The 12526-nt window shown below is 66.4% G+C and carries 12 protein-coding genes; 5 read left to right on the top strand and 7 right to left on the bottom strand.

All coding sequences use genetic code 11. The annotated features are described in order from the left end of the window. Positions 1-45: 45 nt before the first annotated feature. The 6 genes from QM701_RS19270 to QM701_RS19245 all read right to left on the bottom strand — a co-directional run bounded on the left by QM701_RS19270 (position 46) and on the right by QM701_RS19245 (position 6446). Entirely contained in the window at positions 46-1305 is a 1260-nt protein-coding gene (locus tag QM701_RS19270) for an ABC transporter substrate-binding protein (protein WP_415168615.1), read from the bottom strand. A 275-nt stretch (positions 1306-1580) separates the two neighbouring features. Next, positions 1581-2366 carry a LamB/YcsF family protein gene (locus QM701_RS19265; protein ID WP_415168614.1) on the bottom strand — a complete coding sequence of 262 codons (786 nt, stop codon included), beginning with the start codon at positions 2364-2366 and terminating at the stop codon, positions 1581-1583. 10 nt (positions 2367-2376) lie between these two features. After that, positions 2377-3399 (bottom strand): biotin-dependent carboxyltransferase family protein, encoded by a 1023-nt coding sequence (locus QM701_RS19260; protein ID WP_415168613.1) that lies wholly within the window; start codon positions 3397-3399, stop codon positions 2377-2379. Next, on the bottom strand, positions 3396-4163 hold the full coding sequence (gene pxpB / locus QM701_RS19255) for a 5-oxoprolinase subunit PxpB (RefSeq protein WP_415168612.1): 768 nt from the start codon (positions 4161-4163) through the stop codon (positions 3396-3398). Before pxpB ends, QM701_RS19260 begins: the two co-directional genes overlap by 4 nt. Before the next feature lie 33 nt (positions 4164-4196). Next, positions 4197-5390 (bottom strand): MFS transporter, encoded by a 1194-nt coding sequence (locus tag QM701_RS19250; protein ID WP_415168611.1) that lies wholly within the window; start codon positions 5388-5390, stop codon positions 4197-4199. Between the two features lie 231 nt (positions 5391-5621). Further along, positions 5622-6446, bottom strand: a complete 825-nt coding sequence (locus QM701_RS19245; protein WP_415168610.1) for a putative hydro-lyase — start codon at positions 6444-6446, stop codon at positions 5622-5624. Between the two features lie 136 nt (positions 6447-6582). On the opposite strand from QM701_RS19245, the gene QM701_RS19240 reads away from it, so the two are divergent. Next, the gene (locus tag QM701_RS19240) at positions 6583-7491 is read left to right on the top strand and encodes a LysR family transcriptional regulator (RefSeq protein WP_415168609.1); all 909 of its coding nucleotides are present in this window, start codon (positions 6583-6585) and stop codon (positions 7489-7491) included. Here QM701_RS19240 and fliW read toward each other — a convergent pair. Continuing rightward, positions 7488-7916, bottom strand: a complete 429-nt coding sequence (fliW, locus tag QM701_RS19235; RefSeq protein ID WP_415168608.1) for a flagellar assembly protein FliW — start codon at positions 7914-7916, stop codon at positions 7488-7490. The genes QM701_RS19240 and fliW overlap by 4 nt on opposite strands. 145 nt (positions 7917-8061) lie before the next feature. Here fliW and QM701_RS19230 point away from each other — a divergent pair, with 145 nt between their 5' ends. The 4 genes from QM701_RS19230 to QM701_RS19215 all read left to right on the top strand — a co-directional run bounded on the left by QM701_RS19230 (position 8062) and on the right by QM701_RS19215 (position 12526). Continuing rightward, positions 8062-10380 carry a Tex family protein gene (locus tag QM701_RS19230; RefSeq protein WP_415168607.1) on the top strand — a complete coding sequence of 773 codons (2319 nt, stop codon included), beginning with the start codon at positions 8062-8064 and terminating at the stop codon, positions 10378-10380. Positions 10381-10528: 148 nt separating this feature from the next. Next, positions 10529-11737: a Fic family protein gene (locus tag QM701_RS19225; RefSeq protein WP_415168606.1), complete on the top strand. Its 1209-nt coding sequence runs from the start codon at positions 10529-10531 to the stop codon at positions 11735-11737. Positions 11738-11797: 60 nt separating this feature from the next. Further along, positions 11798-12214 (top strand): hypothetical protein, encoded by a 417-nt coding sequence (locus QM701_RS19220; RefSeq protein ID WP_415168605.1) that lies wholly within the window; start codon positions 11798-11800, stop codon positions 12212-12214. Positions 12215-12217: 3 nt separating this feature from the next. Then, positions 12218-12526 carry an MTH1187 family thiamine-binding protein gene (locus QM701_RS19215; RefSeq protein WP_415168604.1) on the top strand — a complete coding sequence of 103 codons (309 nt, stop codon included), beginning with the start codon at positions 12218-12220 and terminating at the stop codon, positions 12524-12526.

Raw genomic sequence — 12526 nt, 5'->3', positions numbered from 1 at the left:
ACTGCTGCCCGCCGGGCCAGGGTCAACGCCGGTTGGCGCCGCGTTTCACCGTTTATCCCAGGCGGGCATCGGCCAGATGATTTCCTTGCTGGCGATCGACAGCGGCCATACGGTCACGTACTTGCCATCCTGGACCTGCACGATGATTCCCGAGCCCAGCGTGTTCTGGCCGGTCGCGTCGAACTTGACGCCACTCCAGGGCATGATCAGTTGGCTACCCGGGATGTCGGTCTCGCTCAGCGCCTTGCGCACCGCCTCTGGCTCCGTGGCCTTGGCGCGGTTGATCGCGTCGGCCAGGGTGAACAAGCCGGTGAACGAGCGCGCCGAGTTGCCGTTGAAGTTCACCTTGTACTTCTGCGAATACAGGTCGTTGACCTGCTTGATCAGCGGATTGCGGCTGGTCAGGTCGAGCGCCCATACCTCGCGCGAGAGGATGAAGTTGCCGTCCTTGCCCAGCGTCTTGAGAAACTCCGAATCGTTGAATCCCGCGTTGTTGGCCAGGATGGCCTCCGGCATGAAGCCCTGCTCCTTGTAGGTCTTCATCGACAGGATGGCGTCGCCGAGATACGAGGACTGCATCACTAGGTCGGCGTTGGACGCCTTCAGGCGCTGCACCTCGGAGGTCAGCTGCGTGCTCTTGGCCGGGTAGGAAATCTTCTCGACGATGTTGTAACCCTTCTCCTTGGCCAGCTTGTCCTCAAGCTTGGTGGTCTCCACGCCCCACAGCGTGTTCTCGTTCATCAGCGCGATGCGCTTGGGCTTGATCCCCTTCTTGGCCTCGACGTCCTTCAGGAACTCGAAGAAGTTTTGCACGAACAGGTCATCGTGCGGTGTGGTGCGGAAGAACCATTTGAAGTTCCTCTGCGTGAGCATCGCGGACGAGGATTCGGGATTGAGGAAGGGAACACCGTAGCGTTCGGCGACCTGGCTGGCCGTCGCGGTGACGTTGCTGAAGTAGGCGCCGATCACGGCCACCACCTTTTCCTGGGTGATCAGGCGCTCGGCCTCGGTCGCGCCGACCTGCGGATTGCCCTGGTGGTCGGCGAAGATCAGCTTGATCTTGGCGTTCTTCAGGTTCGGCAGGCCGCCGCCGGCCGCCAGCGGGATGTTGATACCCTTGGCGCCGTTGTTGATCATGTCGGCCGCCAGTTCGAGCGCGTTCTTCATCTCCAGCCCGGTCGAAGCGGCCGCGCCGGTCAGCGGATAGATCGCGCCGATCTTGATTTCCTCTTGCGCCCAGGCGGACTTCCACAGTCCGCACGTCAACACCAGGACCGTCGACACGGCCGCTCCAATCTTTCGCATCCTCATTTCCACCGACCTCCTCAAAATGAACGGGAATCGCGTGGGCGGAATCATCCGCCCTGCCGCGCGGCCGGGAAGCGAGCCATCGATGCCGACCCACCCGACCTGCGCCAGGAGTCGAGCAAGCATCGTGCCAACGCTGAAATGACGTATAAATGTAAAACGCGGAACGAACGTCCGCCTCCCCCACGAAATCAAGGCTGTTTTTTGGTGATGCCCTGCGCCGGCCGCACCAAGTCTGTGAGGCGCCGCGCGCGCGTGGGGTTTTTTGGTGCCTAGTCCACGACTGGATCGCTCAAGTCCGGGATCGTGGCCAGCAGGTAGCCGGCCCGGGTCAATCCGTCGCGCAGCGCCTGCGCCGTCGCCACCGCCTCGGCGTTGTCGCCGTGCACGCAGATGCTCTGCGGCTCGACCGGGATGCGCTTGCCGTTGATCGACACCAGCGCCTGCTCCTCGACCATGCGCATGACGTGCGCGAGGCTGGCCTCGGCGCCGTGGACCATCGCGCCCGGCTGGCTGCGCGGCACCAGGTTGCCGTCGTCCAGGTAGGCGCGGTCGGCGAAGATTTCCTCGACCACCGGCAGGCCGCGCTCGCGCCCGGCCAGCACCATCTGCGACGCGGCCGGGGCCAGCAGGATCAGCGTGGGATCGAGCCGCTGCACGGCCCGCGCCACCACATCCGCCACCTTGCGCTCGGCGCAGGCGATGTTGGACAGCGCGCCGTGCGGCTTGACGTGCGTGACGCGCAGCCCCTGCGCCCGGGCGCAGGCGTCGAGCGCGCCGATCTGGCAGATCAGCATGGCCTCCAGCTCGTCCGCCGGGATGTCCATGCGCCGCCGGCCGAAACCCTGCAGGTCAGGGAAGCCCGGATGCGCGCCGACGCTGACGCCGTTGTCGCGGGCCAGGGCCACGGTCTTCAGCATCACCGGCGGATCGCCGGCGTGATAGCCGCACGCCACGTTGGCCGAATTGACGATGCGCAGCATCGCCGCATCGCTGCCCATTTTCCACGGCCCGAAGCTCTCGCCGAGGTCCGCGTTGAGATTCAATCGTTTCGCCATCGCTCTCTCCTCATTCATCCTGGCACCAACCATCCTGATACAGCGGCCAGCCGGCCCGCCAATCCGTGTTGACCGCCGCGCCCGGCACGCCGTAGACGATGCCGTACGCCCACCACTTCCAGCGCGTTTCCAGCGCCTGCAAGACCTGCCGCGCCGCGCCCGCGTCGACCGCCCGGAAACGGATCGCCTGCCCCGGCCGCATCTGCGCGAGGCGCGGCAGGTCGGCGGAGATCACCGTGGCGATCTTCGGATAGCCGCCCACCGTCTGGCAGTCGGCCAAGAGGACGATCGGCTGCCCGTTACCCGGCACCTGGATCGCGCCGGGCGTCACGCCGTCCGAAACGATGTCGGCCGCCGCCGGCGCGCGATGCGCGAGCGGCGCGCCGGCGAGGCGCATGCCCATGCGGTCGCTCTCGGCCGTCACCGCGTACTCGCCGTCCAGGAAAGCGGCGAGCGCCTCGGGCTTGAAGTGATCGTCCTGCGGCCCGAGCCGGACGCGGATAGGGCCTTCGTCATGCGTCCACGGCTCGGCGAAGAATTCATGGCAGCCCCGGAGCTTCAGGCCGGCGCAGGGGATTTGCAGGCCGAAAGCGAGCGGACTGCCGATTCCGGCGCGCTGATAGGTCGAGCGGCTGCCCAGCTGCGGCGGGATGGCAAATCCACCCGAAACCGCCACGCAGGCCGTCCCGCCGCTCACGAAGCCGCAGCGCAGTTCTTCTCCCGGATCGAGCGAGAAGCTGCGCCACGGCCGGACCTCGCATTCGCTGCCGTCGGCGCGGACCAGCGTGGCGCTCATCGCGCCGGCCAGCGCCACGCGCACCCGGCCCTGCCGGACGGCCAGCGCCGGCCCGGCGGCGCGCGCTTCGATGCAGGCGCAATCGGGCGGATTGCCGACCAGCGCGTTGGCGCAGCGCGCGAGAAGCGGGTCCAGGCATCCCGAAACGGCGATGCCCATGTGCCGGTAGCCGACCCGGCCGAGATCCTGGATGCTGTTGGCGACGCCCGCGTCGACCACTTCGATGAGCCCGTTCATGATCGTTCGTCCTGGCAAAGTAGGCTATCGCGTGGAATCCCATCGGCGAGCGCCGCGGCTTCCATCTCGACGAACTCCGCCCGCTCGACGGCGCGCCAGTTCACCCGGTCGCCGGGCGCCAGCAGCGACGGCGAAACCGCGTCGCGCAGCGAGAACATCGGGATCGGCGTGCGCCCGAGCAGCCGCCAGCCGCCGGGGCTTTCCCACGGATAGACCGCGCACATCGCCCCGGCGACCGCCAGCGAACGCGCCGGCACGGCCTTCCTCGGCGAGGACAGGCGCGGCATCTCCAGCGCCGCGGGCAAGCCGCCCATGTACGGAAAGCCGGGCATGAAGCCGATCATGTACACCCGGAAGGTCGCATCCGTCAGCAATTCGATCACCCCATCGCGCGTCAGTCCCTTGGCCTGCGCCAGGTCGTCCAGGTCCGGCGCGAGATCGCCGTCGAAGCAGACCGGGAGGCGCCAGCGCCGCCCCTCCCGGCTGGCCGCGCCGGACGCCTCCGCGAGGGCGAACAAAGCCCGGCCCAGGCGCTCGCCGTCGCAGACGAACGGGTCGTAGTGCACGGTCAGCGAGCGGAAGGTCGGGACCACGTTGACGATGCCGGCGAACGCCTCCTCGTCCCTCGCCCGCTCGACCGCATCGAGCAGGCCGAGCACCCGGCCGTTGGTTTCCGGATCGATGCGGTCGCCGAATTCGACCGTCCAGGCGGTATCGCCGAGCGGCAGCAGCCGTGGCGCATTGGGGGGAGTCGTCGTTTTCATGAATCTCAAGTTTGCCGGAAGCGGGCTGCCACCTCAATCGTGGCTCAGCTCGCGCCCCCGCGTTTCAGGCAGCGAGAGCGCGCTCACGATGACCAGCAGGTAGGCACCGCCCGCCATGTAGCCGATGGCCAGTCCCAGGCTCATGGTGCTCCCCAGGTAGCCGACGATCGCGGGGAAGATCGAGCCCACCGCACGGCCGAAATTGTAGCTGAACCCCTGCCCGGAACCACGCATGCGGCTTGGATACAGTTCGCTCAGGAAGGCGCCCATCCCCGAGAAAATGCCGGACAGGAAAAAACCGAGCGGAAAGCCGAGCGCCAGCATCATCTGGTCGGTGACCGGGATGTGCGTGTACGCGACGACCAGCAGGCCGGCGCACGCCGCGAAGAGAATGAAGCACTTGCGGCGCCCGAGATGATCCGACAGATACGCGCTGGTCAGGTAGCCGACGAAGGAACCGGTGATCAGCACCAGCAGATAACCGCTCGTCCCCAGCACGGAAAGACCGCGTTCGGTCTTGAGGAAGGTCGGCAGCCAGGTGGTCACGGAATAGTAGGCACCCTGCATTCCCGTCGCCAGCAGGCTGGCGCGCACCGTCACGCCGAGCATTTTCGGCGAGAAGATTTCGAGGAAGCTGCCCGCGTCCCCCTCTTCCTTCATGCGTGCGCGCGTGCTGTGATAGACCTCCGGGTCCTTGATGTTGCGGCGGATGTAGAGAATCAGCAGGGCGGGCAGGATGCCCAGCCAGAACAGCACGCGCCAGGCGATTTCCTGATCGAACAGCGCGTAGACCGCCCAGAAGGCGATGGCCGAGACGCCCCAGCCGATCGCCCAGCTGCTCTGCACCAGGCCGACGGCCTTGCCGCGATGGCGCGCCTGGATCATTTCGGCGACCAGCACCGAGCCGACCGACCATTCGGCGCCGAATCCCAGTCCCTGCATGGCGCGCGTGAAGAAGAGCTGCTCGAAGGAATGGGTGAAGCCGCTGAAGAACGTGAAGATCGAAAACCAGAGCACGGTCAGCTGCAGCACCCGGACGCGCCCGTACTTGTCCGCCAGGATGCCGCCGGCCCAGCCGCCGATCGCCGAGGTGATCAGCGCGCCGGTGGCGATGTAGCCGGCCTGCACCTTGGTCATGCCCCACAGCACGAGCAGGGTCGGAATGAGGAAGGTATAGACCATGTAGTCGAACGCATCGACGGCATACCCCATGAACGCCGCGAACAAGGTCTTTCTTTCGTCACTGTTAGTCTCTCTGAGCCACACGTTGCACCCCCCTTTTTTATGAATGGACCTGGAAAAAACGGACAAGCACGGCGAACACGGCGGCAAGGCGGCGTGCGCCGTCCCCTTCGCCCAGCCGGGCGGTGAAGCGCTCGAACGTACCGACAGCGGGTAGTTCGTCGTCGAATCTAGGTGTTCAGGATGCATGCATCGGCGCGCGCCGATGCCAGCGAGCTACGCGAGCGCCAGATCGCTGTTGAGCAGATCGGTGATCAGCATGTAGCCGGGCGCGTGCGTGATGCAGAACTCCGGCGCGGCCGCCATCACCACCGCCTGCGGCGTCACGCCGCAGGCCCAGAAGACCGGCAGCTCGCCGGGAAGAATGTCGACCGGGTCGCCGAAATCGGGCTTGCCGATATCCGCGATGCCGATCAGCGCGGGATCGCCCAGGTGCACCGGCGCGCCGTGCACGGCCGGCACGCGGGCGGTGATCTGCACGGCGCGGATCGCGTTGGCGGCCGTCATCGGCCGCATCGACACCACCATCGGACCGTGGAACGGCCCCGCCGGAACCGTCTGGATGCTGGTCCGGTACATGGCCACGTTCCTCCCCTGCGTGACGTGGCGCAGCTCGATGCCCGCATCGATTAGGGCGTGCTCGAACGAGAACGAACAGCCGAGCAAGAAACTCACGAGGTCGGGGCGCCACAAGGAGGCGATATCCGTCACCTCCTCGACCATACGGCCGTCCCGCCAGACGCGATAGAGCGGCACGTCGTGGCGGATGTTGACGTCCCGGCCGAGCGTCGGCAGGAACGGGTCGCCCGGCTCGGACACCGCCAGCAGGGGACAGGGCTTCGGATTGCGCTGGCAGAAGCGGAGAAAGTCGGTGGCCAGCTTTTCCGGCAGGATCACCAGGTTGCCCTGCGCGTTGCGCGGCGCGAGGCCGCTGGTATGACGGACCCATTCGCCGCGGCGAATGGCCTGGCGCGCCTCGTAGGCGCTGGCAAAGGCGGGCTGGTCCGGGACGTCCGGAACCGGGCGGCAAGAGGAACTCATCGGAAATCTCCCTGGCGGAAACCAAACTGCCGTCATAATGGAGCGCGACGCGGGGTGAGACAAACGCTATATTTCGTTGTGCCGCCATCGGTTTTTTCGATGGCGGCACTGTTCCGAATCTGGGGAGGACGCGCGCATGAACCTGAAATTCGTCGAAGCTTTCATCTGGGTCGTCCGGCTCAAAAGCGTCACCCGCGCCGCCGAGAAACTGTGCCTGACGCAGTCCGCGGTATCGAACCGGATCGCCGCGCTGGAAAGCGAACTCGGCGTCGAGCTGATCAACCGGCGCAACCCGCACTTCCGCCTGAGCGACGCCGGCGAGCGCTTCATGGACTATGCCGAACGATTCCTCACCATCCAGCGCGAGATGCGCAACGAACTCGGCACGCCGGATCAGCAGCCGTTCTCGCTGCGCGTCGGCGCCATCGAGAGCGTCCTGCACACGTGGCTGATCCCGATGGTTGACGCCCTCAAGCGATCCTTTCCGCCGATCAATTTCGAGCTCACGGTCGAAACCAGCCCGAACCTCGTCGAACAGGTCCGGCGCGGCTCGCTCGATCTCGTCTTCTCGGCGCTGCCGGCCCAGGAGGAAGGCCTCATCAACGAAACGCTGGAACCGTTCGAGATGGTCTTCGTCGGCGCGGAAACGCTGGCGGGACCGGCCCCGCTCGAACTCGACGCCTTGCTGCGCCAGGAGATCATGACCTTCCAGCGCGGCTCGCATCCGCACCTCAGCCTGATCAACGCGCTGCACGCGGCGGGCGTCTACGACAAGCACGTGCACGCCGTGTCGTCGATCTCCGCGCTCGCCCTGCTCGCCGGCAGCGGCTTCGGCGTCGCCACGCTGCCGCGGAGCGTGGCCGAACGGCTCGAACCGATCAACCGCATCCGCGTCCTGGCGACGACGTTGACGCTCGCGCCGCTGCCCTTGCATGCCAGCTACTGGAACTACCCCGCCAACCCCGTCCTCAAGCAGGCGATCCAGGAGGCGGTGGCCTACGCGCGCGGCTACGGCGCCGAGCCGGCCCCGCGCGCCGAAGCCTAACGCGCCCGGTACAACAGGCTCGGATGGATTTCCCGCAGGATCTTCTGCATGCCCAGGCGCGTCTTGAGGTTGAGGATCACCGGGGAGCGCGTGTTGGCGGCGATGCGGCCACCCTCCGCCGCATCGCGGTAGACGATGACGACGACCGCCACATCCTGCGCGTCCGCCATCCCGACCAGCGCGCAATCCTCGTCGGACAGCTCGATCTCATACGCGATGTCGAGCGCCTCGGGCGCGACGATGGGGAACATCACCTCGGCGTCGTCGACCGCCTGCAGCCAGAACACCGTGCCACCGCCTTCCTCGTGGAACAGCTTGAAACGCTTGCAGCGCTCGAATCCCGCCAGGCCCTCGGGAAAGGTGAACAGCGTGTCGGGATCCACCTGGACGTTTTTCAGGCCGAAGCGGTCGATGTCGATTTTCATGTTTTCCCCCGGGTCAAGGCGTGCCGATAAGGCGATCCGGGCATTTAACCCGAATCCCCCCGGCCCCGCAACACGCGCGTCGAGACTTGAGTTTTCGCACCCGATTTTGTACTGTTCGCCCTTTTTCGCAGGAAAATAAACGCCGATGGCATCCGCCGCTGAACTTCGCATCACCCGGAAAATCGCCGAGGAAATCGGCTGCGCCCTGCCCCAGGTCGCCGCCGCCGTCGGCCTGCTCGACGAGGGCGCCACGGTGCCCTTCGTCGCCCGCTACCGCAAGGAAGCCACCGGCGGGCTCGACGACACGCAGCTGCGCACGCTCGACGAGCGCCTGACCTACCTGCGCGAACTGGAGGAGCGGCGCGCTGCGATCCTCGCCTCGATCGGGGAGCAAGGGAAGCTGACGCCGGAGCTCGCCGCCCAGATCGACGCCGCCGAGACCAAGCAGGGCCTGGAAGACCTCTACCTGCCGTACAAGCCCAAGCGCCGCACCAAGGCGCAGATCGCCCGCGAGGCCGGCCTCGCGCCGCTCGCCGAGGCGCTGCTCGCCGATCCGATGCTGAAACCGGAAGACGAAGCGGAGAAGTATCTCAACGCCGATGCCGGCTTCGGCGATGTGAAGGCCGTGCTCGACGGCGCGCGGCAGATCCTGATGGAGCAGTTCTCGGAAGACGCCGCGCTGCTCGGCAAGCTGCGCGAATACCTCGACGAGCACGGCGTCGTCAAATCGACCGTGGTCGCAGGCAAGGAAACCGAGGGCGCCAAGTTCCGCGACTATTTCGACTACTCCGAGCCGCTCGGCGCCATCCCGTCGCACCGCGCGCTCGCCCTCTTCCGCGGGCGCAACGAAGGCGCGCTGCAAGTCGCGCTGGTGCTCGATTCGGAGCTCGACGAAGCGAACAGGCCGGCCGGCCACAACCCGTGCGAAGCGCGCATCGCCAGGCATTTCGGCATCGCCGACCAGGGCCGCCCGGCCGACAAGTGGCTGGCCGACACCGTGCGCTGGACGTGGCGCATCAAGGTGTTCATGCACCTCGAACTGGACCTGATGAACGCCCTGCGCGAACGCGCCGAGGAGGAAGCGATCCGCGTCTTCGGCACCAACCTGCACGACCTGCTGCTCGCCGCGCCGGCCGGCCCGCGCGCGACGATGGGCATCGACCCCGGCATCCGCACCGGCTGCAAGGTCGCCGTCGTCGACGCCACCGGCAAGCTGCTCGACACCGCCACCATTTACCCGCACGAGCCGCGCCGCGACTGGGACGGCGCGCTGCATACCCTTGCGGTGCTGGCGAAGAAGCACAACGTCGATCTGGTCAGCATCGGCAACGGCACCGCCTCGCGCGAGACCGACAAGCTGGCGGCCGATCTCATAAAAATGGTGCCGGAGCTGCGGCTGACCAAGATCGTCGTCTCGGAAGCCGGCGCCTCGGTCTATTCGGCCTCGGAATACGCCGCGCGCGAATTCCCGGAGCTCGACGTCAGCCTGCGCGGCGCCGTCTCGATCGCCCGCCGCTTGCAGGACCCGCTCGCCGAACTGGTGAAGATCGAGCCGAAATCGATCGGCGTCGGCCAGTACCAGCACGACGTCAGCCAGACCCGGCTGGCGCGCGCGCTCGACGCCGTGGTCGAGGACTGCGTGAACGCCGTCGGCGTGGACGTCAACACCGCCTCGGCGCCGCTGCTCACCCGCGTTTCCGGCCTGAACGGCACGCTCGCCGCCAACATCGTGAGCCACCGCGACAAGCACGGCGCCTTCCGCGACCGCAAGGCGCTGCTCGACGTGCCGCGCCTCGGCGAAAAGACCTTCGAGCAGGCCGCCGGCTTCCTGCGCATCAACGACGGCGACAACCCGCTCGACGCCTCGGCCGTGCACCCGGAAGCCTATCCGCTGGTCGAGCGCATCCTGGCCGACATCAGGAAGGGCATCAAGGACGTGATCGGCGACGCGCGTCTCGTCAGATCGCTGCAGCCGTCGAAATACACCGACGAGAAGTTCGGCCTGCCGACCGTGCAGGACATCCTCAAGGAACTCGAAAAACCCGGCCGCGACCCGCGTCCTGAGTTCAAGACCGCGGTGTTCAAGGACGGCGTCGAGGACATGAAGGACCTGCAGCCGGGCATGCTCCTCGAAGGCGTGGTCACCAACGTCGCCAACTTCGGCGCCTTCGTCGACATCGGCGTACACCAGGACGGCCTGGTGCACATCTCGGCGCTCTCCAACAAGTTCGTCAAGGACCCGCGCGAAGTGGTCAAGGCCGGCGACGTGGTCCGGGTCAAGGTGCTGGAGGTCGACCTGCCGCGCAGCCGCATCGCCCTGACCATGCGCCTGACCGACGACGCCGCGCCCGCCGGCATGAAGAAGGGCGGCGCGCCGGTCAGCAGCAAGGCCCGCCAGCAGCAGGCGCGCCAGCCGGAACCGACCGGCGCGATGGCGGCGGCGTTCGCCAAGTTGAAACGTTGATCGTCCGAGAGCACCGGAAAAATAACCGGCAAATATCACCGTAGTTTTCTGGATAACCCTGCCGATATTTATCTATAAATTTTTTTTATTCAATGGAGTATGATTAGTCACATCTTCATGTGAACCGGAAAAACAACCGGCAAAAATCATGCAACGGACGCCGCTGTCGCAGTACACGCAAGCGCACCAGTTCGAGCCTCTGCTGCCGCAGTTCAATCTCGAACCGCTGCGTGCGCGTTCCCGCGCCGTGATCGAGCAATCGCTCAAACTGACCGCCTCGGTGCACCCGGACACCATCGCCAGCCTGTGCGAACTGGTCCGCGAGATGAATTCCTATTACTCCAACCGGATCGAGGGGCAAAGCACCCACCCGCGCAACATCAGCCGCGCGCTGCATCGGGATTTTTCCGACCGGCCCGACGTCGCCCGGCTTCAGCGTGTGGCACTGGCGCACATCGAGGCCGAAAAGGAACTGGAGGCCGGACTCCTCGGCGAAGACGGCACGCCAGGCACCTCGCCGCTTTCCTCCGCTTTCGTGCAGAAGGCGCACGCCGCCCTTTACGGCCGGCTCGAAGCCGCGGACCGGCTGACGGCGGAAAACCAGGCCATCGAGCCGGGCCGCTTCAGGGCGGTCCAGGTCGCGGTCGGCCGCCACGAGCCGCCGCCTCCGGAAGCGCTGGGCGCTTTCCTCAAACGCTTCGACGAGGTTTACACGCGGCCAGGACAGCTCGAAGACACGCTGCTGATCGCCGCTTCGGCGCATCAGCGCATGGCCTGGATACATCCCTTCGTCGACGGTAACGGCCGCGCCACACGCCTGCAGACGCATTGCGCGCTATGGTCGCTGAGTCGCGGTCTCTGGTCGGTCAGCCGCGGGCTAGCCCGCCAACGGGACGAGTATTACGAGCGCCTCGACGCCGCCGATGCGCCGAGACAAGGCGATCTGGACGGACGCGGCAACCTCAGCGAAAAGGCATTGCGCCGCTGGTGCGAATGGTTCATCGGCGTCTGCGAGGACCAGGTCGGTTTCATGACGCGCATGTTCAACCTGGACGAAATGAAAACCCGAATCCAGGCGCTGATCGCTTTCCGCGCCTCGCAAGACAGGCAAATCCGCCCCGAGGCGGTGCTGCCGCTGCACCACCTCTTCCTGGCCGGCCCCACTCCGCGCGGCGAATTCCAGCAGATGACCGGCCTGGGCGAGCGCACCGCCCGCAGCCTGCTCTCCCGTCTGCTTGAAACCGGCCTCGTCACCAGCGCCGGACACGTCGCCCCGGTACGTTTCGCCTTTCCGCTCGACGCGCTGCAATTCCTGCTGCCCGACCTTTACCCCGAAGCCGCCGCACGAATCGACTGAGCCCGCTGCCGGGACGATAATCGACAAGTTTCGTATCATCGCCGTTGGAGGAAAACCGACATGAACGCAAGCCATTCAAGCTATTACATTCTGATCGGCAGCAGCAGCGAAGCCGCTGAACCCGTCGCCTGGCGCGTGGCCCTGATGACGGAGGCTGAGGTGATCGCCCAGGCCGAGGAGGAATGCCGCGTCAGCGGCGAAGACCTCGAATTCTTCGCCGGTTTCGAACTCATCGGCACCAGCAAGCGCGCCGGCAGCATCGGCGCGCACGCGCTGACGTGGTCGCGCGACTGGATGCCCGGCGAGAAATTCAAGGCATCGCTCTTGAAGCTCGGCGACGAGGGGCGCGCTTTCAAGGCGTTCAATGCCGCCAACCCGGTCCAGGCGCAGGCCTTCCTCGCCCAGGCCGCCGCCGTCGGCCTGGAGGCGCAGGCGCGCGCGCTGGCCGCCGGACATGCAACGAACGATCGAGGCTGAACCATGGTCCTGCTCGAATTCTCCATGACCCCGTCGACCCAGGGGGAAAGCAAGAGCCGCCACGTGGCGCGCATCCTGGACATCATCGACCGCAGCGGCCTGCCCTACCAGTTGACGCCCATGGGCACGATCATCGAGGGCGAATGGGCCGAGGTGATGGCCGTGGTCACGGACTGTTTCACGGCGCTGGAAGCCGACTGTCCGCGCATCAGCGCGCAGATCAAGATCGATTACCGGCAGGGCGACAACAGCCGCATGCGCTCCAAGATCGAGGCCGTCGAAAACCTGCTGGGGCGCAAGCTCTCGACCTGA

The organism is Propionivibrio sp. (assembly GCF_047602565.1).
Classification (GTDB): Bacteria; Pseudomonadota; Gammaproteobacteria; order Burkholderiales; family Rhodocyclaceae; genus Propionivibrio.
Note: the sequence above shows the minus strand (reverse complement) of the source record. Positions and strands in the feature narration are given on the sequence as shown.

Coding starts and splice junctions, on each gene's coding strand:
- QM701_RS19270 (WP_415168615.1), bottom strand. CDS start 1,305: ATGCGAAAGATTGGAGCGGCCGTGTCGACGGTCCTGGTGTTGACGTGC.
- QM701_RS19265 (WP_415168614.1), bottom strand. CDS start 2,366: ATGGCGAAACGATTGAATCTCAACGCGGACCTCGGCGAGAGCTTCGGG.
- QM701_RS19260 (WP_415168613.1), bottom strand. CDS start 3,399: ATGAACGGGCTCATCGAAGTGGTCGACGCGGGCGTCGCCAACAGCATC.
- pxpB (WP_415168612.1), bottom strand. CDS start 4,163: ATGAAAACGACGACTCCCCCCAATGCGCCACGGCTGCTGCCGCTCGGC.
- QM701_RS19245 (WP_415168610.1), bottom strand. CDS start 6,446: ATGAGTTCCTCTTGCCGCCCGGTTCCGGACGTCCCGGACCAGCCCGCC.
- QM701_RS19240 (WP_415168609.1), top strand. CDS start 6,583: ATGAACCTGAAATTCGTCGAAGCTTTCATCTGGGTCGTCCGGCTCAAA.
- fliW (WP_415168608.1), bottom strand. CDS start 7,916: ATGAAAATCGACATCGACCGCTTCGGCCTGAAAAACGTCCAGGTGGAT.
- QM701_RS19230 (WP_415168607.1), top strand. CDS start 8,062: ATGGCATCCGCCGCTGAACTTCGCATCACCCGGAAAATCGCCGAGGAA.
- QM701_RS19225 (WP_415168606.1), top strand. CDS start 10,529: ATGCAACGGACGCCGCTGTCGCAGTACACGCAAGCGCACCAGTTCGAG.
- QM701_RS19220 (WP_415168605.1), top strand. CDS start 11,798: ATGAACGCAAGCCATTCAAGCTATTACATTCTGATCGGCAGCAGCAGC.
- QM701_RS19215 (WP_415168604.1), top strand. CDS start 12,218: ATGGTCCTGCTCGAATTCTCCATGACCCCGTCGACCCAGGGGGAAAGC.